The following is a 23,706-nucleotide window of genomic DNA, read 5'->3' as shown; positions in this document are numbered from 1 at the left end:
TAAAGGAAAGTATTATGCCTGGCAGTGAAGTGGCATTGGAAACTCAAGTTCAGCGCGGGTTTTGGAATAATCAATTTCGCAACGTGGCGTTTACGTTATTACGCCATTTAAAAAAAGGCGAGTTGGTTATCGCTGAAAACGGACGTACGATAGAGCGTTTTGGTGAGAAAAACGCTGACTTAAGCGCGACAATTAACGTGCTGTCCGCGGACTTTTATCGCCGCTTAGTGACCGGTGGAAGCATAGGTGCGGCCGAGCTTTATACTGATAGGAGTTGGGAAACCGATGACTTAACGTCCGTTATTCGCGTGTTTGCCCGTAACCTGCCCGCACTGGACAAGCTTGAAACGCGACTCGCGTGGCTGACGTATCCGTTCAATAAGTACCAACATTGGTCAAACAGAAACCATAAGTCACAAGCAAAGAAAAACATTTCGGCTCACTATGACTTGGGTAACGAACTGTACACTCGTTTTCTAGATGACGCGATGCAGTACTCCAGTGCGTTGTTTTCAAGTGAAGAAGACACCTTAGATACCGCGCAGCAAAACAAAATGAAACGTCTGTGCGACGCTTTAGAGCTGACAAAAGACGATCATTTACTGGAAGTTGGTACCGGCTGGGGCGGTTTGGCCGTTTTTGCGGCCAAAAACTACGGTTGCAAAGTAACCACCACGACCATTTCAGAAGAGCAGTTCCAGTATGCAAAAGCTCGAGTTGAGAAAGAAGGCTTAGAAAAGCAAGTGACTTTGCTCAAAAGCGATTATAGGGACTTAAAAGGCCAGTACGACAAGTTAGTGTCGGTTGAAATGATAGAGGCGGTCGGTAAGCAGTATTTGCCAACCTTCTTCAAAACTTGCAACCGATTATTAAAGCCCCACGGTAAAATGGCGTTGCAGGCCATTACCATAGCGGACCAGCGTGAGAAAGCGTATGCCCGCTCTGTCGACTTTATTCAGAAGCACATATTCCCGGGTGGCTTTCTACCGTCGCTAAGCCAGATGACTCAGTTGTTTAAAAAGCATACCAATATGGTGGTCAGAGATACGTTTGACTTTGGTCTAAGCTACGCGAAAACGCTGAATATCTGGGCGGAGAACTTTAATGCAAAGGCAGATGAGTTAGCCAAGTTTGGTTATGACGAGCGTTTCTCAAGACTGTGGAACTATTACTTTAGTTATTGCGAAGGTGGCTTCTTGGAAAAACGCGTGTCGGTGGTACAAGTTGTTGCGGACAAGAGTCAGCTTTAATCAAGACCTGGGCGGAAGGTATTTATGCACAAGATTATTAGTTTTGTTTTGTTCAATGGTATTTGGTTCAGCGCGGTTGTTGGGCGTGGCGATTACCTTTGGCTGACAGTCGCGTTAGTGCTGATACAAGTCGTCTATAGCTTACGTATTGGCAATACTCACTGGACAGTTATGGCTCGCCTGTTTGCGGTGGGCCTTTTATTGGAAGCTATTAGCATTAGTTTGGGAGTCATTGATTTTGAAGGCGGTTATTTCCCGCTATGGCTGGCTTTATTGTGGCTTGGTTTCGCAGCTATGGCACCAGTTGCACTTGACTGGCTGGCAAAAAAGACGTGGCTGGCGTTGATCGCGGGCGCGGTTTCAGGGCCCGTGACTTATATGACCGGCGTTCAGTTCGGTGCCGCCGCTATTGAGTCAACGCTGGTAACGGTTGTGACCTATGCCGCTGTATGGTCATTGATGATGGGCTACTTCGTCTATCTTATGACATCTAAGCCTAATGAACGTAAGGAGATATTGCCATGAAACGTTATCTGACAGCGGCATTGACGCTGATATTAAGTGCCGTGAATGCTTCTGCGTTGGCGGCCAGTTGCGAGGCGTCGGTGCCCGGGGATTTTTCTAAAGTCGGAGAAACCCGGCTCAGTGTTCTGTTTTGGGATGTCTATGATGCGACGCTTTATAGCCCATCGGGTGCGTATGAAAAAAGTGAACGTCAGGCGCTTAAGCTGAATTATTTGCGAGATATTGACGCTGATGAGCTCATCGAAACGACCGAAGAAGAGTGGCAAAAGTTAGAGCTGGACGCTTCAGAGCATGACGAATGGTTAGCAAAATTAAAGACTATCTGGCCTGACATTAAAGAAGGTGACTGTCTGCTCCTGGTGGAAAGTGATAACGGCTATGCCGAGTTCTATCAAGGCGAAGAATTGTTAGGCACAGTTGAGAGCCAGGCGTTTACCGATCAGTTTTTAGCGATATGGTTGTCTCCGGAAAGTCGCTTCAAAGAAGAGCGTAACGAACTTGTGGGAGCGAAATAATGGTTAAGTTAATAAAAGTACTTGTTCTGGTCAGTGTTGCTACCTTGTTAGCCGCTTGCTCAACTAGCATAGACACTTACAAGTCAGCCAAGCCTGTCTTAAAGCTCGAAGATTTTTTCAAAGGCGACTTAGTGGCTTATGGCATGGTTCAGGACTACAGCGGTGAAGTGATACAACGCTTCACTGTTGAAATGACTGGAACCTGGGACGGTAACGAAGGAAAGCTGGACGAATATTTTACCTACGCCGACGGCCGTGAACAGCGTCGTATTTGGTACATTACCAAAACCGGTGAAAATAGTTATGAAGGGCGAGCCGATGACGTTGAAGGCGTGGCAAAAGGTACAACCGCAGGTAACGTTCTTAACTGGGAGTATCAGTTAGAAGTACAAATGGACGGCGAGCCTCTGGTACTGACTTTAGATGACTGGCTGTATTTGGTTGATGAAGATAATATGATCAACCGTACCAACATGTATAAGTGGGGCATTCCGGTTGGTGAAATCACGCTTTATATTGGTAAAAAATAAAGGTTAAGAAACCCTGTCATAAGCCGATAACAAACGTATAATGCACGTGAGTGTTAAACTGTAATCTGGGAATCGGCTGTGGCAATTAATTATCCGTCATTTACCTACAATAACCCGCGTATTCAGGGACAAACAGTATTTATCAAGCGAGGTCCTCATCAGGGCAAGCTTGGCATTATTGCTAAGGTCATGGATAACGAGCGTTATTTAGTGTCACAGGCAGACTTTGGCTCTGAGCAAGTCATTTTCAAACGCAGCGACTTTTTGGTGCATCGTTACCGAAAAATTAAGGTGCCGATTGACCGTGTGGCGGGCAAAAATCCAGACGTTCTGTAATAGACAATGCATTAAATAATAAAAAAGCGACATTGAATGTCGCTTTTTTATTGGATTAGAGGGCTGTGTTTATGCGCTACCACGGGGGAGACGGCAGTCAGTGCCTTTGTCATCTAACTTCTGTTTCCACAGTTCTTTCGCAGTTAAGCCACCAGAGTTTGATTTTTTAACAGCAGGCTTTTTCGCGGCCGCTTTTTTAGGCGCCTCTTTCTTAGTAGCGCTTTTCTTAGGGGCTGTTTTTTTGCTTTCAGGCTTAGTTTCCGTCTTTTTCGCCGTTGCCTTTTTAGGCGCTGCTTTCTCAGCTTTAGCCGATTTGCCTTTTGCTAACGCTTTGGCTTCTTCGTCAAGCTGAGCCAAGCGGACGTTTTTGCCACCATCAACGCTGTACCAACCGTTGCTTGCTTCAATTTTTGGCTTTTTACCATGAGCTTTTTCGTAAGCTTCGGTATATTCCGCCAGTACCTTTTCTTTATCCAGTTTGCTCATGCAAATTTTCCTTTATTCAAGGGTTACTTTAAAACTCTGCTTAAAAAAGCTTCACACTTTGTTTATACCGTTTTTTCGGATTATTGTCTAATTTACGTTAATATAACGTTTTTTCAGGCCTTTTAAGCGAGAAAGCAGTATGACAGTTAAGCGTTCTGAACTTCACCAGTATTTAAATTCGTATTTAAACAGTGGAGCAATAAAAGATTATTGCCCAAACGGGTTACAGGTTGAGGGTACCGAATCTATTGGTAAAGTCATTACTGGAGTGACAGCGTGTCAGGCGCTCATAGATAAGGCCGTGGAAGAGCAGGCCGATGCTATTCTCGTGCATCATGGTTATTTCTGGAAGGGAGAACCTGAGCCTATCACCGGCATGAAAAAAAACCGTATAAAGCAATTGCTGAAGCACGACATTAACTTGTTTGCCTATCACTTACCGCTCGATGTTCATTCTGAGGTAGGTAATAACGCTCAGTTAGCAAAGCTGATGGGGTGGCAAATGGATGGGCCGGTCGACTCGAGTGACCCGGCGTGCCCTTTAGTGATTGGTTCGGTAAGTGAATCAATGACAGGGCAGCTATTCGCAAATGAACTTGAGAGCAAATTACAACGCCCACTCACGTGCTGGGTAGAGCCGACTCGCCCTATTCAGACATTAGCTTGGTGTACCGGCGGTGGGCAAGGCTTTATCGACAGGGCCGCCGCATTGGGCGTCGACGCTTTTATTACTGGCGAGGTCTCAGAGCCGACAATTCATAGCGCTCGCGAGCAGGGTATTGGTTTTTATGCCGCAGGGCATCATGCCACTGAGCGTTATGGCGCGAAAGCACTGGGTGAACATCTTGCTGGCAAGTTTGGTTTGGATGTACGCTTTATCGATATAGACAGTCCGGCCTAGGCGATGCATGAATGAACAACGAAAAACGCCAACGTGGCGACTTTAGTGGTATTAGCAAAAAGTTTTCTAAGAACATTTATGACAGCACAAAAGGGCGCTTGAGAATGGCGGTTCTTAAAAGAGATTTGCAGCCTTTTTTGAGCGGTCAGACGCGTAGCGTGTTGGATGTCGGCGCGGGTCTTGGTCAGGCGAACGAGTGGTTTTTAGAAAGAGGCTTCGATGTGTTGCATACGGACATTTCTGAAGAAATGGTTGAAGCCGCTCGGTTGCGTCATGAAGAGCTCGGGTTAGCCGCTAACTGCCGCTACCAAACTGCCGATTTAGCGACGTTAGCAAGTAATGATAGCCAATTTCCAATAGTGCTTTGCCACGCAGTTTTGGAATGGGTGCCAGATGCCGAAACAGCATTGACTCAATTGAATGCGTTGCTAGAGCCGGGCGGTACACTTTCACTGATGTTTTACAACCGTAATGCCAAACTGTTTGCTAATGCGGTTTACGGTAACTTTGATTATATCGAGCGAGGCTTAAAGGTTAAAAAAACGGTGCGGTTAAGTCCACAGAACCCGTTGGTACCGAAAGACGTTGAAAACATCGTGCATAAGCTTGGGCTGGAAGTGACCCAAAAAACCGGGGTTCGTTGCTTTCATGACTACTTGAGAAACCTTGATGATCAGCAGCGTTTCGACGAGCTGCTCGCCATCGAGTTGAAATATAACCAGCAACCCCCTTATCGCGACTTAGGGCGCTACCAACATTGGTTGATAAAAAAACCGGAGAACGAACAATGACAAAACAGTGCGCATTTATTGGTTTAGGTGTTATGGGCTACCCTATGGCGGGCCATTTGCAAAAGCAGGGCTTTGATACGTGTGTGTATAACCGTACGGAAAGCAAAGCGAAAGCCTGGGTAAACGAGTACCAGGGGTGCTATGGTGAAACACCGGCACAAGCGGTTAAAAGTGCGGATGTTGTTTTGGTTTGCGTTGGCAACGATGACGATGTGCGCAGTGTATTTTATGGAGACGATGGTATTTTAGCTGGCTTAAAAAATGGCGCTATTGTTATTGACCATACCACCGCGTCGGCAGAGTTGGCTCGAGAGCTTAACGAAGCGGTTGCCCAACAAGGTGGTCACTTTATGGACGCGCCGGTATCTGGTGGACAAGCTGGTGCTGAAAATGGCGTGTTAACGGCAATGATTGGCGGTGAACAGGCGGTTTTTGATGCAGCCAGCGATGTATTGGCGTGTTATAGCAAAACACGTGAATTAATGGGCGACGCTGGAGCCGGGCAATTAGCTAAAATGGTGAACCAAATTTGTATTGCCGGCGTGGTTCAAGGCTTGTCCGAAGGTTTACAGTTAGCGCGCAAAGTAGGGCTAGATCCTGACAAACTTATTGCTGCAATAAGTCAAGGCGCTGCGGGCTCCTGGCAAATGGAGAACCGTTATAAAACGATGTGGAATAACGAATATGAGCATGGCTTTGCGGTAGACTGGATGCGCAAAGACCTAAAAATTGCGTTGAACGAAGCCGACAGACAAGGTCTCTCCATGCCATTAACTGCATTAGTCGATCAGTTTTACGCTGACGTCCAGAAGATGGGCGGCAACCGCTGGGACACCTCAAGCCTGTTGGCCCGCCTGGAAAAATAAAATAACCGCGGTAGCCTGATGCTATTGCATCAGGTGAGATGCTGAAGGTTAGGACCTGACGTAATAACGTCAGGCTACAGCACACAGGCGGTAGCCTGATGCTACTGCATCAGGTGAGGTGTCAAAAAAGAGCATCTGGCAATAAAAAAGGAGACTCATGAGAGTCTCCTTTTATGATGGTTTGCCGCCTGTTTCGACTTATCTAAAGCCTTTACGGCGCAGAGCGTTAGTAGTGAACTCGTCACGGCTTACTTCAATATCCCACTCCATATATGGGTCTTCTTCGTTACCCAAGCCAAGCGAGATGTAACGACCAGAGTTTAAGTCGTACAGTGCTTCGGCAGCCATCCATGGTACGTCTTGGTTATAGAACTGAGTATTCAGAGCTTCACCAACACGCCATAGCTCGCCACGACCGTCATAATGGTCGATGATAGACGCTGTCCAGCTATCTTCGTCAATGTACATAGTACGTTTTGAGTAGATGTGGCGTTCGCCTTCTTTCAGGCTGCCTTCAACGACCCAGACACGGTGTTTTTCGTAACGAATAAGATCCTGGTTCATATGACCAGCCTGAATGATATCTTCATAATTTAATTCAGGGTTCATGATCTTAAAGTTGTTGTAAGGGATATAAATCTCTTTTTTACCCTTAAGCTCCCAGTTGTACTTGTCAGGAGCACCGTTGTACATATCAAGGTTATCTGAGGTACGCAGACCATCGGACGCGGTACCCGGACCGTCATAAGCTACGTTAGGCGCGCGACGAACGCGGCGTTGACCTGCGTTATAAATCCACGCACGACGACCTTCTTTAACCTGGTTAATGGTTTCGTGAACCAACAGAACGGTACCGGTTAAGCGCGAAGGTGCTTCAACTTCCTGCATAAAGTAAAACAGGATGTTGTCGTCAGCTTCCTGGCGACCTGTTTCTAAGTATTCAGGAAATGCCAGTGTTTCTTTCAGCTCAACGGTTACGTAATCACCATTCGCCAATACTGGAAATTGTGCAATGTTACGTGTTACTGCACCACCGCGATAACGAGTAATATGGTTCCAAACAACCTCTAAACCGTTCTGAGGAATAGGGAACGGAATGGTGGTGTCGAAGTTTTCCAGGCCGTTACCGCCTGCAACCATTTCTGCGTTTTCAGCATTTGACTTGATTTTTGGCCACAACTCGTCGGGGTAAGTCGCCGTACGGTGTGTCGGGTAAACATGCATTTTATAGTCCGGATACTTCTCGAACATTGCAACCTGACCCGGCGTTAAGTTGTCTTTGTACTCAGCCAGGTTATCTTTAGTAATCGTGAATAGTGGCTTCTCGTCAGCAAACGGGTCATTACCGCGAACAACTTCTACGGAGTGATCAGAGTAACCACCGTCCCATGCGGGGATAGAACCGTCGGCATTTGCTGCCTTCTCAGCACCAATAGGGGTTAAGTCTTGACCAAGCCGTGCGGCTTCTTCAGGTGATACTTTAGCCGCAACGCTCGCGGAAATCACCGACATGGCGAAAACGCCAGCTTTTAGCATCAGTTTATTCATTATGATTTTCCTTGTTGTTCTACTTTCCAACATCACTTTGCCAGAGGACTGACCTCTCAGGCAATACTTTAACGAAAAAAAGCACGAAATTAACGAAAAAAGGTTTTCAAATTATCTTGAGCTTATACAATCCTATGACATTTTGAGTACCCAGGAGGTTCCATGCGTTCGTCTTTTGCCCTGTCCGGGCTGTTGTTGGGGGCGTTTTTTAGCACCGCGGTATATGCCCAGGACGGCGATACAACAACAAACACTGACTACGAAGTTATCAGTGCACCAGCGCTGTCGTCTGACGAAATACGAAGTGAAGTACTTATTGAAATTGCTTCTAATGGTCAACAACTTGTTGCTGTTGGCGCACACGGGAATGTGATTCGTCAGGACAGTGATGGCAATTGGGTGCAGGCAGATGTTGATAGCAGCGTACTCATTACCAGTGTTGATTTTGCGAACGCTGAAAAGGGTTGGGCGACGGGGCATCATGGTGTCATTTTAACAACTGAAGATGGCGGCCAAAGCTGGACACGTCAATTAGATGGTTTTCAATTAATGGAGTTGGAAAAGGCGTTTTATCAGAAAAAAGTGTCAGCTCTTCAAGCTCAAATTGAAAAAGAAGAAGATCCAGAGGTTATCGGCGAACTGGAGTGGCAGCTGGAAGAAGCTCAGTTTCAAATCAGTAATATTGAAGTGGCAGAGGAAGAAGGTCCCAGCAAACCATTTTTAGACATACTGGCACTCAATGAACAAACGGCGTTTGCTATCGGCGCTTACGGAACCTTCCTGAAAACCACTGATGGTGGAGCAAACTGGCAGGTTATTTCCGACAAGCTGGACAACCCCGGTGGTTATCATTTAAATGCCATTATTGCTCGTGGCGATGACTTTTTCATTGTTGGCGAAGCAGGACTGTTATTTAGCAGTGACGATAAAGGCGAAAACTGGACGCGTTTAGAGTCGCCCTACAGGGGCTCGCTATTTGGCGCACATTTAGATAATGCGGATAACTTATGGATTTATGGTCTTCGTGGGAACGCTTATGTTTCGTCGGACAAAGGTCAGTCTTTTGAGCAAATTGAAACGGGCACTGGCGTTAACCTGTCTGCTGGTGTTGCAACGGAGTCGGGCGATCAGCTCATTGTCGGACATTCTGGAACGATTTTAAAAGTTGATGCCGAGCTTAATGTTGAGGCGCTCAGACACCCTAGTGGCTCCGTAATGACAGACATTGTCGTCGTTAACGACGGAGAGTGGTTAATGACGGGACGTAGCGGGTTATTACATTGGCCGGCTAAAGTGACTGAGGACGAAGCGTTGGCATCTCAACAAGGAGCGCAGTAACAATGGATAATCCAATATCGAAAAAGCCGGCGGGAATTATCGAGAAGTTACTTTTCGGATTTCGTGCGCCCTGGCTGGTTATATTCTTACTGATTACCGTTTTTCTTGGTTACAACGCGGCGCAGGTTCGTCCCGATGCCAGCCTGACCAAGATGATTCCAACGCATCATCCGTTTATTCAAAACTATTTTGAGTATCAGGATGACCTTGCCAGCTTAGGTAACGTTGTCCGTATTGCTGTTGAGCATAAAAACGGTGATATTTTTGACGCCGAGTTTCAAAAGAAACTGCAGGAAATTACGGATGAGGTCTTTTTTATTCCGGGCGTTAATCGTTCAGGCTTAAGAAGTTTATGGACGCCTAATGTCCGCTGGATGGAAGTGACCGAAGAAGGCTTTGTGGGTGGCCCGGTTATTCCGGACAGTTATGATGGCAGCGAGGAGTCGCTAGAGAAGCTACGAACTAACGTTCTGCGCTCTGGTGAAGTCGGTAACCTCGTTGCAAATAACTTTGAATCAACCATCATTTATGTACCACTTGATGAAGTTAATCCGGAAACGGGCAAAAAGCTCGACTATCAGGAGTTTTCAGAAAAGCTGGAAACCTTGGTCCGCGAAAAATACCAAAGTGAAGACATTGCTATTCACATTACCGGCTTCGCCAAGCTCATTGGTGATCTCATTGAAGGCGCTGAGCAGGTCGGTTTGTTCTTCTTGCTGGCTATTGCTATTACGTTAGCGATGCTTTATGCCTACAGTCGCTGCTGGCGAAGTACTTTTACAGTACTTGGCTGCTCTATTATCGCGGTACTTTGGCAGCTGGGCATTATTAAGCTGATAGGCAGTGGTATTAACCCCTATTCGATGCTGGTACCATTCCTGGTCTTTGCGATAGGAGTATCGCACGGTGTTCAGGTTATCAATGCGATTAGTCATAACCGCGTTGCCGGTTTTGACAAGCTTGAATCTGCCAAGCTAGCGTTCCGCGGGCTTTATGTTGCGGGTCTAACGGCACTGGCAAGTGACGCCATTGGCTTTACCACACTCATGGTTATTGACATAGAAGTCATTAAAGAGCTGGCGATTGCCGCAAGTATTGGTGTTGCGGTTGTCGTGTTGACTAACTTGGGTCTACTGCCAATTTTAATGTCGTACCTGGGCACTTCTAAAAATGGCGTAGAGTATGAGAAGCGCATAGAAGGCGAACGTCACCCCATATTTGAGTTGTTTGCTAAGTTCACTCAACCTAAATGGGCTTATTCCGCAGTAGCCGTTGCATTAGCAATGTTGGCCTGGGGCTTAATTAATAGCCAGAACATGGAGATTGGCGACCTTGATAAAGGGGCGCCAGAGTTGCGTCCTGACAGTCGTTACAATCAGGATAACGCCTTTATTGTCGACAACTACAGCTCAAGTACTGATATCTTTGTTGTTATGGCAGCGTCAGCGCCAGAGCAATGCATTGCTTATGACAATCTGGAGCTAATGGAGCGCTTTAGTTGGCACATGGAAAACACCCCGGGTGTGCAAGACGTTAAATCCGTCGTCTACGTGTCAAAGATGGGCATGTTCGGTATTAATGAGGGGAACCTGAAGTGGTTCAGTCTGAACCGCAACAAATATGTTATTAACGCATCATTAAGCCGCATTCCTGATGGTTTAATTAATAACGATTGCTCAATGGCGCCTATCATCATTTATCTGGATGATCACAAAGCAAAAACTCTGCAAACCGTTGTCGACTCAGTGGAAAGCTTCAATAACCGTTACCAACAGGAAGGGCTAGATTTGCTCATGGCTGCCGGTAACTCGGGTATTGAAGCGGCAACGAACGATGTTATCTCCAAAGCTCAGAACAAAATGCTGTTGTGGGTGTATGGTGTGGTTATTGTGCTTTGTTTCATCAGTTTCCGCAGCTTAAGAGCTGTTGCCTGTATTATTTTACCGTTGGCGTTTACCACCGTCATGAGTCAAGGCTTAATGGCCGTGCTGGGCATTGGCATTAAAGTCGCAACTTTACCGGTTATTGCCTTGGGTGTCGGTATTGGTGTCGACTACGGCATTTATATTTACAGTAAAGTGAAAGAAGGCTTACAGCAGGGAATGTCACTGCAGGACACCTATAAATATTCGCTGGATAATACGGGTAAGGCCGTTGGTTTTACGGGGCTTACTCTGGCAATAGGTGTGGCAACCTGGATATTCTCGCCCATTAAATTCCAGGCGGATATGGGCATACTGCTGACCTTCATGTTCCTTTGGAATATGTTGGGTGCGCTCATTCTTATTCCGGCATTGGCGCGTTTATTCCGAGTAGGCAGTAAAAACGAGCAGTAACTTCGGTTAACGGAAAAATGGTGGAAAAAACTAAGCGTCGGCTTTTATTAAGTCGGCGCTTTTTTCTGCAATGGCGATAGTGGGGGCGTTGGTGTTACCGCTAATAACCGTGGGCATAATTGACGCATCGACGACCCGTAAATGCTTAATGCCATGTACTTTCAGCGACGCATCGACAACGGCTTCTGAATCATTGTCAGGACCCATCTTACACGTGCCGACTGGGTGGTAAATAAGCCCTGTCCTCGACTTAATTTCTTCAAGTAGTAGCGAATCGTTTGTCGCCCCTTCGGTTGGAAATAAACGCCCACCATTGTGTTTTGCGAGCGCTGGTTGTTTCATTATCTCAAAGGCTTTTTTTATTCCATGTAACAGCGCTTGTTGATCGTCTTTTTCTTTTAAAAAGCCATAAGTTATTGTCGGCTTTCCCATTGGACTATCTGGACTTAACTGAACCTGGCCACGAGACTTAGGTCGAAGCAGGCAGACGTGACAGGTGAAGCCGTTGACTAGCGTGGGTAGCCAGTCATAACCACTGTCATTGAACATTACGGGCAGTAAATGGACTTGTATGTCGGGCTCGTTAACCGCCTCTGATGAGCGATAAAAGGCGCCAACTTCAGCAATCGAATGCGCCAATTGGCCTTTACCGGTAAACAGGTATTTTAAGAAAGGCACCGAAAGCTTCAGTAAATTCCAGGGCGTCAGAGTCAATCCGTCTTTGGCTTTGTTTTTGTAATGCAGACTGATGTCGACGTGCTCTTGTAAGTTTTTACCTACACCGGGTAACTCATGAACGAGGTTAATACCTGCATTCTCTATTTCATTAGCCGGACCAACACCAGAGCGCAGTAGAATCTGCGGTGAGTTAAAAGCGCCAGCGCTTAAAATAACCTCTTTATTCGCCATTGTGATATAAGACTGACCAGACCTTTGATAAGCAATGCCAGTGGCGGTTTTGCCACAGAATAAAACACGTTCAGTTAGGCAGCCAGTTAACACTGTTAGATTCGCTCTGTGTAACGCGGGTTTTAGGTAAGCGTGATAGGCACTGCAACGCTTACCATCTTTCATCGTAAACTGATAAGGGCCATGACCCTCGAATTGCGAGCCGTTAAAGTCAGTATTTTGAGGTAGACCGTATTCCTCACAGGCGCTTAGAAATTGCCTTGAAACGGAGTAGTAAGGTATTACGTCAGAAACATGCAACGGGCCACTGGCGCCATGGTAGGTGTTAGCGCCACGACTGTTGCTTTCACTTTTGATAAAGTAGGGCATTAAGTCGCTATAACTCCAGCCGCTGTTGCCTAAAGCGGCCCAGTGATCATAGTCGGATGCAAGGCCGCGAGTGTATATCATGGCATTGATTCCACTACTGCCACCGAGCATTTTTCCGCGCGGTGTATAACTGCCTTTAGGCGTGGTTAAATGCGGCTCTTTTTCGGCGCGGTACAACCAATTAAATTTGCGGCTGTGCATAAAGCGGGCAAACCCCGATGGCATGTCAGAAAACAGCCCACCATGAGATGTTCCGGCCTCTAATAGCAAAACGCTGCATTTACCGCTTTCAGTAAGCCTATTGGCGAGCGTACAGCCGGCAGAGCCGGCTCCGACAATAATGTAGTCGTATGACTTTTGAGTGTTAGAGTGAGGCGACGTAGTCATACAATGATTTTAAAAGGCGCAACTTGTGGGCGTCTTCCTGATGCTGGTTAGCCAACTCTTCCAGGCGCAACGCAAAAGCGTCCGCAGAGAGCATCCCTTGCGGCGGGTCAATGAGACGTTGCTGACAGAACTGACGCCACTGATTCAGTTCCTTGTCTGTTAAAGTTGAAGGATAGTTACGGGCCCGGTACCGTAGCAATAACTTCTCCATGCGAGAGTCTTCAAAAGCCAAATCTAACCCGGCCAGCTGTTGTGGCTCAGACGTCCTAATAATCTCCATGTGTTTTTTGTCTTGCGGTGAGAAAAAGCCGTCGTAAATTTGGTGGTCAACATCGGCTCTCGGTGCGAACGCTTTCGTTTGTTCGAACACCTGCATCAGTTTGTCTCTGAACTCACTGTTTTCTTGTAACCATTGCGCATTCTGAGCTACCGCATTCATGTCGAGTTCGGCTTTCTTTGAAGCATCATCAGAAATTGTTTTGATGGGTGCAAGAAACGGGCTGCGACCTAAATGAATATTCTGAAGACCACTTTTTTGTTCACCTTGGGCTTCAAGCTCTTTTCGGTTGGTGTAAGTCAGCTCAACAAGTTCATCGACTGATTTATCGGCAAAGAGCTTAGGATCAATGCGCAAGTCCCAGGCAATAACATTACTGTTTTGTTTGGGGTGAAAGCCCAGGGGCAATATTGCGGACAAGTACCGGTTTACGGTGCCGTAAAAGCCGCTGACGTGTGCTAGAGGTTCAGGTACTTGCCAGTTAAAAAGGTTAAGCAGCTTTTGCTTACGGCGAATACTGTAAGCCCACTGCCATAACTTTGGCTGCTTTTCTTTAATGAGTTTAGCCAGCCCAATGGTCGCGTAGACGTCGGACATTGCATCGTGCGCTTGGCCGTGTTCAATGTTATTAGCGACACTTAAATGCTCGAGTTTCAAGCTGGGCTGACCGTCCTCATTGTCTGGCCAGTTAATACCTTCAGGCCGTAATGCGAAGCAGGCTCGGGTGACATCAATTAAGTCCCATCGGGAATTACCATTTTGCCAGCTGTATTCATAAGGGTCATAGAAGTTGCGATAGAACAGGGAGCGGGTTACTTCGTCGTCAAAGCGAATATTGTTGTAACCAATAATGGTGGTGTTGGGCTTTTGAAACTCTTCGGCAATGGCTTTACTGAACGCCGCCTCACTAACACCCTGTTTTAGCGCCAACTGCGGCGTTATTCCGGTAACTAAGGTTGCCTCAGGGTTCGGCAGAAAATCAGGCGTGGGCTGCACATACAGCGTTAACGGGCGGCCAACCACATTAAAGTCAGTGTCGGTGCGAAGCCCCGCAAATTGCGCCGGACGGTCAACTAATGGATTGGCTCCCCAAGTTTCATAGTCGTGCCAGTAAAAGGTCTCTTGTTCGTTTTGTGCCATAACCTAAGCTTACGCTGCTCTATAGAAAAGAAAAACTATAGCATGAGCTTGTCCGCGAATTCAGCCATTATTAACGGTTTGCTTGAGCTTATGACTAAGCGTCCAAAAGCTACTCATGTATAGGTATCTGAGCTACTAATTATTCTCTTTAGTTTGCGTTATCTCAAAATGTTACACTTGAAAGGATCTTACTACCTGAACGACTGAATGAAGCTTTTTAATTTACAGCGCAGAATTAGCTTGGCCATAGTATTGGCAATTCTCACCTCTGGCATTGTTGTTTCAGTGACCGTTGCTTATCCTTTAGTGACGGAGCTCTATCAGCAAACGATTCGTTTAACGCGAAGCTCGGTAGATTTAAAAGCGTTTAATATTCAACAGGTTTATGACCACCAGTTGGCGGTTGCTAAGCAAGTTAGCAGCCGTTCCAGAATAGCCTATAAGCTCAAAGAATTAGCAGACGAAGCAACAACTCGAAAAGAAGCGCAAGCATTTATAGAGCCAAAATTAAAACATGCCATGTCGGTAGAGAACGATATTTTTGCCATTATTGAGCTCGACGCTGACGGCAAGCTACTGGTGACAATCAATGAAAGTAGCGCTTCCTTACCGCTGGTAAAAAGCACTGACGCCGTATTTAACTTTATCGAAATTCAAACGCCTGACGTGTCTGCGTATATGACAAGTCGTTTTATTACGCCAATCAAGATGGGTGACAGAGTTGTTGGGTATAGCATTGTATTTTTCAAACCGAAACAGTGGGTAACTGCTTTAGACTACCTACCGTCGGCTGAAACATGTTTCATTAACGACAAAACAAAAGAGCGGATAGCGTTAGCCGGACAAAAGCTGATAGCGTCGAAACAAGAAGCTTGTTTACGGGGGAGAGGTAAGGTCGAAGAGCTTCGCCCCAATGACGCTTATTTAGTGACGTTGGGTTCTGGTGATCGTTTTGTCAGTTACGACAGAGATATTACTATTGATGATTGGAAGTTGATGCTAAACATACCTGTGCCGGTTATGTTTAAAGACGTTATTAATAAAGCGGTTTGGGGCGGCTTGGCATTACTTGGCTTGAGCTTGTTCTTTAGTTGGCTCGGTATTCGAATTATAAAACCCTTAACCCGGAAGTTAATAGAACAAACTTCGCAAATAGCGCAGTCTGCCAATGAGCTAAAAGTGTCTAATCTAGCGTTTGAGCAAAGTGAAGGCTTATTGGTGATAACAACGGCCGACTTGACTATTTACCGTGCGAACAGGAGTTTTGCGGCACTTCTTAATAGACGCCCTCAAAAGTTATATAAACAACCGCTAATCCATTTGTTAGATCCTGAATTTTGTAATCCTAAGGCTTTTTCTGAACAGCTGATAAAGGACAGTGTTTGGCAGGGTGAGGTTTGGTTGAAACAAGATGGTGCTGACTCGTTACCTTGTTTGCTGACTGCATCTCCCGTTCGTGATGAAGACGGCCATTTAAATTACTATGTCATGACATTCACTGATATCAGTGAGCGTTTAGCCGAAGAGGATGCATTAACCGAACAGGTGAACCATGATGAGCTGACCCACTTATTCAATCGCTCGGCCTTTGACCGCCATTTGGAGAAATACCTTCAGCAAGCGAAGGTCGGTAATCGTCGTTTCGCTATTTTGTTTATGGACTTAGACAAATTTAAACCGGTGAATGATACCTACGGGCACGATGCAGGTGATGAGTTACTCTGTCAGGTTGCAAACCGAATGGAAAATAGCCTGCGTAAGAGCGATATGATTGCAAGGCGTGGCGGCGATGAATTCGTTGTGTGTACCAGCTTTTTAGACGAGCCTCAGGACGAAGCCCTTCGAATTGCGTCAAAGATACACAGTGAAATGAACCGTCCTTTTGTATTGAAACAGGCGCAAGTGACTATTGGTATTTCCATTGGAATTGCGATTTATCCTGAACATGGCAATTCAGCAGAGCTGCTTCTTAAAGCCGCAGATAAAGCGATGTATCAGGTCAAAGAGCGGCAGCGCAACAGTATTTTAATAGCAGAAAGTGATAAGTTGTACCCATAGCTTACGGGTATCGCAAGCTATGGGAAAAGTCTATACCCGCTCATAATCCTCAATAATCAAGTCGTAAGCTTTTTTCAATTTTTCTGTCAGAGATCGGTTGTCGTCGTGACGAAAGGCAAGTTCTGCGTGTGGCAATATCCGTTCGCCTACGCGACGGGCAATGGCGTCTTCTAACTGCTGCTGGTCGCCCGATGAGGCCTCGGTTGGTACTTCAACGGTAATGTCGCCTTTTGAACCAATGTGCTCATAGTTAACACGATAAGTTGGCATAATCCCTCCATCAATCGCATTGCTAAATGCGTGTTTATCCCCTCTAATAAGACTAGACGAAATACAATAAAAAGCAGGGGACATGAGTTATGAAAAAAATATTTATCTTATCGGTACTGGCTGGCGCACTGATTGGATCAGCGCCGTTGCAGGCGGATGACCACGGTGCTGAATACGCAATGGCGATTCACGGTGGTGCCGGAACCATTACGCGTGCGAATTTAACGGATGAACAAGAGCAAGCCTACAAAGACAAACTGAACGAAGCGTTAGAGGCCGGTCGGGCAGTATTGAAAGACGGAGGTGACAGCACCACTGCGGTTATTGCGGCTATCCAAGTGATGGAAGAGTCCCCTTTGTTTAACTCGGGCAAGGGCGCTGTTTATACCTGGGACGGTGAACACGAACTGGATGCGTCATTAATGGAAGGCGAAAAGGGTAACGCGGGCGCAGTCGCTGGTGTAAAAACCGTGAAAAGTCCTATTGAACTGGCACGTGAGGTGATGGAAGAGTCGGTACACGTCATGCTCAGTGGCGAAGGCGCTGAACAATTTGCCAAACAGCAAGGTTTAGAGCTGGTCGATAACAGCTATTTTAATACGGAACGTCGCTATCAACAGCTGTTAAAAGCCAAAGAAAAAATTAAGGCAAGTGAGCAGCCAGAGCAGCAAGCCTGGGAGTATCTCGATTTAGATTATAAATACGGTACGGTTGGCGCTGTAGCGGTCGATAAAAACGGTTTATTAAGCGCCGGTACGTCAACAGGCGGCATGACGGCGAAGCGTTATGGTAGAATAGGTGATTCCCCTATTATTGGTGCTGGCACTTGGGCGGATAACGACAGTTGTGCGGTATCCGCTACTGGGCACGGTGAGTATTTTATTCGCTTTCACGTGGCAGCAGATATTTGTTCGCGGGTTAAGTACAAAGGCCTCTCGGTCAGTGAAGCCGGCGACGAAGTCATTCATGGCGTGCTGGAGCAAGCCGGAGGTACCGGTGGCGTGATTATTATTGATGCCGAGGGCAATGTGGCCATGCCGTTCAATACCGAAGGTATGTATCGTGGCTACTTTAAAGGCGACGGTAACACGCACATTGCTATTTATAACGAGGAAGAATAAGTTCGGAGTTTATGAGTCGTAACAAAACGAATACCAACCCTTTCGTTAAAAAATATCAGTCTCAATTAGAGCAATGTACGTACCAAAAGGCCGCGCAACTGCGCGGTCGTTTGCGTGGGCTGGTGAAAATAAAAGATGAAAAGAAGCAGCAAAAAGTGCTCAGAGCCATCGAGGCCGACATTGAGCAGGCGGAGCTGAATTACTTACAGCGCTGTGAGCAGTCTTTTCATATTGAATACCCTGAAAATTTACCGGTTGCACAGCAGCGAGATGATATAAAAAAAACCATTGAGGACAATCAGGTGGTGGTTGTCGCTGGTGAAACCGGATCGGGTAAAACGACTCAGCTACCGAAAATGCTGTTGGAGCTTGGTTATGGTCGCCAAGGTGTCATAGGTCATACACAGCCAAGACGTTTAGCGGCCCGAAGTGTTGCCGCGCGCATTGGCGACGAGCTTCAGGATTACGCTAAACAGCAAGTCGGTTACAAAATTCGCTTTCAGGATGAAACGGCACCGACGACTGCTGTGAAGCTAATGACCGATGGTATGTTGCTTTCCGAGCTGCAGCAGGATCCGTTATTACTGCAATACGACGCGATTATTATCGATGAGGCGCACGAACGCTCGTTAAATATCGACTTTTTGCTGGGTGTTTTACACACCTTGCTGCCCAAACGTCCGGACTTAAAAGTTGTTATTACTTCCGCAACTATCGAGACAGAACGCTTTTCTAAACACTTCCATGACGCACCGGTGTTAACGGTTAGCGGTCGGACTTATCCGGTGGAAGTGCGTTATCGCGACCCGTCAGAAGGAAATAAAACCTCTGAAACGGATATTTTGCAAGGTGTTTGCGATGCGGTAGAAGAGCTGCAAAGTGAAGGGGACGGCGATATTCTCATTTTTGCCAGTGGAGAGCGGGAAATTCGTGATTATGCCGACGCTATTGGTGATTTAAAACTGAGAAACACCGAAATACTGCCGCTTTATGCCCGGTTGTCCTCTCACGAGCAAAACCGAGTGTTTCAATCACATTCTCAGCGCCGTATTGTCATTGCTACCAATGTGGCGGAAACGTCATTGACGGTGCCGGGCATTCGCTATGTTATCGACCCGGGAACAGTACGGATTAGTCGTTACAGCTACCGAACTAAGGTTCAGCGCTTGCCGATTGAGCCAATCTCTCAAGCCAGCGCGAATCAGCGTAAAGGCCGTTGTGGACGTATTGGCCCGGGCATTTGTATTCGCTTGTACAGTGAGGATGATTTTTTACAGCGCCCGGAATATACCGACCCGGAGATACTACGGACGAACTTAGCTGCCGTTATTCTTCAAATGTCGACGTTGCGCCTCGGCGATATTCGAGACTTTCCGTTTGTGCAAAAGCCGGATGAACGCTTTGTTAAAGACGGTTTGAATTTGTTGGAAGAGCTCAATGCCATAGAGCCGGGTAAAAAGCGGGAAAAGCCAAGGCTCACTGAAATAGGGCGGCAGCTTTCTCGTTTACCGTTAGACCCGCGGTTGGCGCGAATGGTGTTGGCAGCAAAACAGTATGGCTGTGTGCGGGAAATGCTGGTGATAACAGCCGCTTTGAGCATACAGGATCCGCGTGAGCGGCCGCATGAGTTTAAACAAAAAGCCGATGAGTGGCATCAGCGGTTCCATGACAAGCAGTCCGACTTCATGGCGTATCTGAACCTATGGAATTACATAAAAGACAAGCAAAAAGAGCTGTCAGGTAATCAGCTTCGCAAACAGGTAGGCCGGGAGTTTATTCATTTTATGCGGTTGCGTGAATGGCAGGACATTTACACGCAAAGTCGCCAGACGGTGCGGGAACTGGGTTTTTCCATTAATGAAGAGCCAGCAACTTATGAACAAGTGCATCGCGCGCTCATTTCTGGCTTGGTGTCGCAAGTGGGGATGAAAGAAGACCGGCATGAATATCAGGGTACGCGGCAAACTAAGTTTCATATTTTTCCAGGCTCAGGACTTTTTGGTAAACCGCCTAAATGGGTGGTTACCGCTGAACTTGTCGAAACCTCGAAGCTGTATGCGCGTATTAATGCGGATATAGACCCTTTATGGGTGGAGGAGGCAGCTTCTCACTTGGTGAAGAAAAGCTATTTAGAGCCGCACTTTGAGAAGAAAAAAGGCAGTGTGGTGGCAGACGAGCAGGTCACTATGCTGGGGCTGGTGCTGGTACCCAGACGCCGAGTGCAGTATGGACCGGTGGCGCCAACTAAGGCGCGAGAGATATTCATCCGCGAGGGCTTGGTCAACAACCAGCTGCAGCGTAAATTACCGTTTATCCAGCACAACTTGAAACTCATTCAAGATGTTCAGGCTCTAGAAGCCAAGTCACGGCGTCGCGATATTCTGGTGGACGAGGAAGTGCTTTTTGAAGCGTACGAACGGCGCATTCCCGATGGCATTTACAATGAGAAACTATTAGCTGGCTGGTGGCATAAAGCCGCCAAGGAAGAGCCGAAGCTATTGTTTTTTGAACGAGATGATCTTATTGCCGGTGAGACAGAGCACATTACCGAGAACGATTATCCGGAGTTCTGGCGACAGGGTAACTTGCGTTTGCCGCTAACCTATCACTTTGAGCCCAATGCGGTTGATGATGGTGTCAGTGTCAATATTCCATTAGGGGTGCTTAATCAGGTAAAACCAGAAGGCTTTGATTGGCATATACCGGCACTGCGCGAAGAGCGCATTGCTCACTTAATTAAGTCACTACCTAAGGCGTTGCGCAGAAACTTTGTGCCTGCCCCTAACTTTGCTGGCGCCATAATGGCCGACGTTGAGCCCTTTGAAATGTCGTTGTTAGAAGCCATGACACACAAACTTCGCCGTATGACCGGTGTAACCGTACCGGACGACAGTTGGGACGAAAGCAGCTTACCATTGCATTTGCGCATGAATTTTAAAGTGTTAGATAGCAAAAAGCTCATAAAGCAGGGCAGAGATTTACAACGTTTACAAGACGAGCTGTCCGGGAAAGTTCAGCAACGTCTGGAAAAGGCCGCCGGTGATGACATCAGCCGCGATGATGTTGAAAGCTGGGACTTTGACGATTTGCCGGAGGTGGTGACAGAAGCACAACAGGGGTTTGAAATAAAAGCTTATCCTGGCTTAGCGATTAAAGGTAGCCGTGAGGTTGCGTTGCAGTTGTTTGACTCGAAAGAGGAAGCCGAACAGCAACACCGACAGGGTCTGCGTCGACTATTGTTAAAGCAAATTCCGTCGCCAGTAAAGCATTTGCAAAAATCGCTATCGAATAAAGCGAAGCTGGCGATGTACTTTAACCCCTGGGGTAAGGTAGAAACTCTAATTGAAGACTGTATTGCCGCAGCGGTTGATGCGGTGATTGACGAGCAACTTGAAGCGGGAAATAGGCTAAGAGACGAACAAGGTTTTGAACGCTTAAAAGAGCAAGTACGAGGCGAATTGAACGAACGAGTTGAACAGATAGCGCTTAGGGTTGAACAATGCCTGACACATTCGCAGGATGTTCGAAAAGCGCTGAAAGGTAAAATTCCGCTCGATCAAATTCAGTCGCGAGGCGACATTCAGGAACAGCTGGATAACTTAATTTTTCCGGGCTTTGTCGCGAGATTTGGTGAACGACGGCTCGAGGATATTGTGCGCTACTTAAAGGCCATGCAACGCCGTCTGGAAAAACTGCCGGTGGATCCCAATAAAGATCGCTTAATGACCATAGCGCTCAGTAATTTACAGGAAGCGTATAGTGCGGTCTTAAAACGTTATAAAACCGGCGCTTTGATTCCTGAAGATGTAGCTGAAATTCGCTGGATGATAGAGGAGCTGAGAGTTTCGTTCTTTGCTCAGACGTTAGGAACGAAATATCCAGTGTCTGAGAAGCGAGTGAAGCAGGCCATAGAGGCGATCAAAAAAGGCGGCTGAAATAAGCCGCCTTTCTCAAGCTAACGCTCGAAATATTAAGCCGTGTATAGGCCTAAGTTCTCTTTTGCGTATGCTTCAAACTCAGTGAAGCCGCCAACGTGTGACTCGTCAACAAAAATTTGAGGTACTGTGTGTACCGGCTTTCCAACCGTTTTTTCTAAGTCCGCTTTAGAAATGCCTTCTGCGTGAATATCAACGTAGCGATAATCGAAGTCATCGCGGTCTGCTTTTAACTGTTCGGCAACTTCTTTTGCGCGTACGCAGAACGGGCAGCCAGGGCGTCCAAAAATTACTGTAAACATGAAATACCTCTTCCTTAATCAGTGTTATCGGGAATTATCCATTTTTTAGGCATAAAAACAAATGGCTCTTACCGATGACTGTAATCGATTCTGTGAATAGCCAATACGCTCTGTGCTAGTGTTCAATATCCAGGTCGGATTCCGGTACGCAACAGCAGAGCAAAATATCGCCCTTTCGAACGTAAGCTAACGGCTCAGTGGTATAACGTACTTGACCAGAATTTAGTTTAGTCCGGCATGCACCACAAAATCCACTACGACAATGGTAGTGCATTTCCAGCTGGTGTTTTTCCAGTGTCTCCAGCAACGTTCCTTCAGTCGCGTCAACGGCAAGCTCAGGCCCACCGTTAACTTTGACGTTAAAGGTTTTAGTCATAGCTTAGAGATCAAAGTCCCCAAGATCGGAGGCGTTAACTTCGCTATCAATTTGGCCAACCAGGTAAGAGGTAATTTCCGCTTCCTGAGGAGCCACCTGCACGTTGTCAGAAACCAAATACTTGTTCATCCACGGCAGCGGGTTAGAGCGCATATTTTCGAAAGGAGCGTCAAAGCCAATTGCCTGCATACGTAGGTTGGCGATGTACTCAACGTACTGACATAACATGCTCTCGTTCAGACCAATCATTGATCCGTCTTTGAACAGGTAGTGAGCCCATTGCTTTTCCTGCTTCACTGCGGTCATGAAAATTTCATAAGCTTCGTCACGCAGCTCTTCGGCAATTTCTTTCATTTCTGGGTCGTCTTCGCCGTACTGCCATAAGTTCAGAATATGCTGAGTTGAAGTTAAATGGACGTTTTCATCGCGTGCAATCAGCTTAATGATTTTGGCGTTACCTTCCATGAGCTCACGCTCAGCGAATGCGAAAGTACAGGCAAAGCTGACATAGAAACGAATGGCTTCCAGTGCGTTCACCGAGTTAATGCACAAGAACAGTTTCTTTTTAATTTCGCGCTGAGTCACATTGTACGTTTCACCGTCGATCGTTACTTCACCTTCACCGTGGGTTTGCCACAGCTGTGTGTAGAAAATAAGGTCGTCGTAGTATTGCGAAATATCGTTCGCACGAATTTTAATTTGCTCGTTAATAACGATGTCTTCAAACACTTCGCTTGGGTCAGTAAACAAGTTACGCAAAATATGCGTGTATGAGCGAGAGTGAATGGTCTCAAAGAATGACCAGGTCTCAATCCAGGTTTCTAACTCTGGAATCGACACAATCGGTAACAACGCAATATTTGGTGAACGACCCTGAATAGAATCCAGCAGTGTTTGATATTTCAGGTTTGAAATAAACACGTGCTTTTCGCTGTCAGTGAGTTTATTAAAGTCGACTCGGTCACGGCTTACGTCAATTTCTTCAGGGCGCCAGAAAAAGCTAATTTGTTTTTCTATAAGCTTTTCAAAAATACTGTGTTTTTGTTGATCGTATCGAGCCACGTTAACCGAGTTACCTAAAAACATAGGTTCGGTTAACGGGTTCGTTTGTTCCTGGTTAAACGTTGAGTACGACATTTC

21 protein-coding genes are annotated in these 23,706 nt (G+C 46.6%); 13 read left to right on the top strand and 8 right to left on the bottom strand.

The features are described 5' to 3' along the window. The first annotated feature begins 14 nt into the window (after window positions 1–14). The 5 genes from EST55_RS03265 (at window position 15) to EST55_RS03245 (ending at window position 3,156) form a co-directional block, all read left to right on the top strand. Window positions 15–1,250: a cyclopropane-fatty-acyl-phospholipid synthase family protein gene (locus tag EST55_RS03265; RefSeq protein ID WP_129496479.1), complete on the top strand. Its 1,236-nt coding sequence runs from the start codon at window positions 15–17 to the stop codon at window positions 1,248–1,250. Between the two features lie 24 nt (window positions 1,251–1,274). Beyond that, window positions 1,275–1,775, top strand: coding sequence for a DUF2878 domain-containing protein (locus EST55_RS03260; RefSeq protein WP_100692032.1), 501 nt, complete (start codon window positions 1,275–1,277; stop codon window positions 1,773–1,775). Beyond that, window positions 1,772–2,290 carry a chalcone isomerase family protein gene (locus EST55_RS03255; RefSeq protein ID WP_129496478.1) on the top strand — a complete coding sequence of 173 codons (519 nt, stop codon included), beginning with the start codon at window positions 1,772–1,774 and terminating at the stop codon, window positions 2,288–2,290. The genes EST55_RS03260 and EST55_RS03255 overlap by 4 nt, the downstream gene beginning before the upstream one ends. Further along, window positions 2,290–2,820, top strand: a complete 531-nt coding sequence (locus EST55_RS03250) for a DUF3833 domain-containing protein (protein WP_129496477.1) — start codon at window positions 2,290–2,292, stop codon at window positions 2,818–2,820. Before EST55_RS03255 ends, EST55_RS03250 begins: the two co-directional genes overlap by 1 nt. A gap of 78 nt (window positions 2,821–2,898) precedes the next feature. Beyond that, on the top strand, window positions 2,899–3,156 hold the full coding sequence (locus EST55_RS03245) for a DUF3912 family protein (protein ID WP_088768092.1): 258 nt from the start codon (window positions 2,899–2,901) through the stop codon (window positions 3,154–3,156). 69 nt (window positions 3,157–3,225) lie between these two features. Here EST55_RS03245 and EST55_RS03240 read toward each other — a convergent pair whose 3' ends face one another. Further along, on the bottom strand, window positions 3,226–3,642 hold the full coding sequence (locus EST55_RS03240) for a hypothetical protein (protein ID WP_129496476.1): 417 nt from the start codon (window positions 3,640–3,642) through the stop codon (window positions 3,226–3,228). 139 nt (window positions 3,643–3,781) lie between these two features. On the opposite strand from EST55_RS03240, the gene EST55_RS03235 reads away from it, so the two are divergent. The 3 genes from EST55_RS03235 to EST55_RS03225 are packed head-to-tail and all read left to right on the top strand — an operon-like array spanning window position 3,782 to window position 6,200. Next, window positions 3,782–4,543 (top strand): Nif3-like dinuclear metal center hexameric protein, encoded by a 762-nt coding sequence (locus tag EST55_RS03235; RefSeq protein WP_129496475.1) that lies wholly within the window; start codon window positions 3,782–3,784, stop codon window positions 4,541–4,543. An 11-nt stretch (window positions 4,544–4,554) separates the two neighbouring features. Next, on the top strand, window positions 4,555–5,334 hold the full coding sequence (locus EST55_RS03230) for a methyltransferase domain-containing protein (protein WP_129496474.1): 780 nt from the start codon (window positions 4,555–4,557) through the stop codon (window positions 5,332–5,334). After that, window positions 5,331–6,200: an NAD(P)-dependent oxidoreductase gene (locus EST55_RS03225; RefSeq protein ID WP_129496473.1), complete on the top strand. Its 870-nt coding sequence runs from the start codon at window positions 5,331–5,333 to the stop codon at window positions 6,198–6,200. The genes EST55_RS03230 and EST55_RS03225 overlap by 4 nt, the downstream gene beginning before the upstream one ends. Before the next feature lie 198 nt (window positions 6,201–6,398). Here the strand turns inward: EST55_RS03225 and EST55_RS03220 are convergent, their stop codons facing one another. Continuing rightward, complete coding sequence (locus EST55_RS03220) at window positions 6,399–7,748, bottom strand: DUF1329 domain-containing protein (RefSeq protein WP_100692039.1); 1,350 nt, start codon at window positions 7,746–7,748, stop codon at window positions 6,399–6,401. Between the two features lie 162 nt (window positions 7,749–7,910). Between EST55_RS03220 and EST55_RS03215 the strand changes: the two genes are divergently transcribed. Both EST55_RS03215 and EST55_RS03210 read left to right on the top strand, forming a co-directional pair. Continuing rightward, window positions 7,911–9,086 (top strand): YCF48-related protein, encoded by a 1,176-nt coding sequence (locus tag EST55_RS03215; RefSeq protein ID WP_129496472.1) that lies wholly within the window; start codon window positions 7,911–7,913, stop codon window positions 9,084–9,086. 2 nt (window positions 9,087–9,088) lie between these two features. Next, a complete protein-coding gene (locus EST55_RS03210; protein ID WP_129496471.1) occupies window positions 9,089–11,422 on the top strand; it encodes an MMPL family transporter in 2,334 nt (777 codons plus the stop codon). 30 nt (window positions 11,423–11,452) lie between these two features. On the opposite strand, the gene EST55_RS03205 is transcribed toward EST55_RS03210, so the two are convergent. Beyond that, on the bottom strand, window positions 11,453–13,087 hold the full coding sequence (locus EST55_RS03205) for a GMC family oxidoreductase N-terminal domain-containing protein (RefSeq protein WP_129496470.1): 1,635 nt from the start codon (window positions 13,085–13,087) through the stop codon (window positions 11,453–11,455). Continuing rightward, window positions 13,065–14,504, bottom strand: coding sequence for an exodeoxyribonuclease I (sbcB, locus tag EST55_RS03200; RefSeq protein WP_129496469.1), 1,440 nt, complete (start codon window positions 14,502–14,504; stop codon window positions 13,065–13,067). The genes EST55_RS03205 and sbcB overlap by 23 nt, the downstream gene beginning before the upstream one ends. A gap of 207 nt (window positions 14,505–14,711) precedes the next feature. Between sbcB and EST55_RS03195 the strand changes: the two genes are divergently transcribed. Continuing rightward, window positions 14,712–16,562: a sensor domain-containing diguanylate cyclase gene (locus EST55_RS03195; RefSeq protein ID WP_129496468.1), complete on the top strand. Its 1,851-nt coding sequence runs from the start codon at window positions 14,712–14,714 to the stop codon at window positions 16,560–16,562. Between the two features lie 30 nt (window positions 16,563–16,592). Here EST55_RS03195 and EST55_RS03190 read toward each other — a convergent pair whose 3' ends face one another. Beyond that, window positions 16,593–16,832 carry a hypothetical protein gene (locus tag EST55_RS03190; protein WP_100692045.1) on the bottom strand — a complete coding sequence of 80 codons (240 nt, stop codon included), beginning with the start codon at window positions 16,830–16,832 and terminating at the stop codon, window positions 16,593–16,595. An 89-nt stretch (window positions 16,833–16,921) separates the two neighbouring features. On the opposite strand from EST55_RS03190, the gene EST55_RS03185 reads away from it, so the two are divergent. Together EST55_RS03185 and hrpA are read left to right on the top strand one after the other, a co-directional pair. After that, on the top strand, window positions 16,922–17,953 hold the full coding sequence (locus tag EST55_RS03185) for an isoaspartyl peptidase/L-asparaginase (RefSeq protein ID WP_100692046.1): 1,032 nt from the start codon (window positions 16,922–16,924) through the stop codon (window positions 17,951–17,953). 11 nt (window positions 17,954–17,964) lie between these two features. Next, a complete protein-coding gene (gene hrpA / locus EST55_RS03180) occupies window positions 17,965–21,888 on the top strand; it encodes an ATP-dependent RNA helicase HrpA (protein WP_129496467.1) in 3,924 nt (1,307 codons plus the stop codon). A 35-nt stretch (window positions 21,889–21,923) separates the two neighbouring features. Here hrpA and EST55_RS03175 read toward each other — a convergent pair whose 3' ends face one another. From EST55_RS03175 to nrdB, 3 genes are all read right to left on the bottom strand, one after another. Continuing rightward, a complete protein-coding gene (locus EST55_RS03175; RefSeq protein ID WP_100692048.1) occupies window positions 21,924–22,190 on the bottom strand; it encodes a GrxA family glutaredoxin in 267 nt (88 codons plus the stop codon). A gap of 115 nt (window positions 22,191–22,305) precedes the next feature. Continuing rightward, window positions 22,306–22,566, bottom strand: coding sequence for a class I ribonucleotide reductase maintenance protein YfaE (gene yfaE, locus EST55_RS03170; RefSeq protein ID WP_129496466.1), 261 nt, complete (start codon window positions 22,564–22,566; stop codon window positions 22,306–22,308). Between the two features lie 3 nt (window positions 22,567–22,569). Further along, window positions 22,570–23,703, bottom strand: coding sequence for a class Ia ribonucleoside-diphosphate reductase subunit beta (gene nrdB, locus EST55_RS03165; RefSeq protein ID WP_100692050.1), 1,134 nt, complete (start codon window positions 23,701–23,703; stop codon window positions 22,570–22,572). Between the last annotated feature and the right edge of the window lie 3 nt (window positions 23,704–23,706).

It is taken from the genome of Idiomarina sp. 29L (genome assembly GCF_004123135.1).
Lineage (GTDB): Bacteria > Pseudomonadota > Gammaproteobacteria > Enterobacterales > Alteromonadaceae > Idiomarina.
This window is presented reverse-complemented; position numbering and strand designations above follow the sequence as displayed.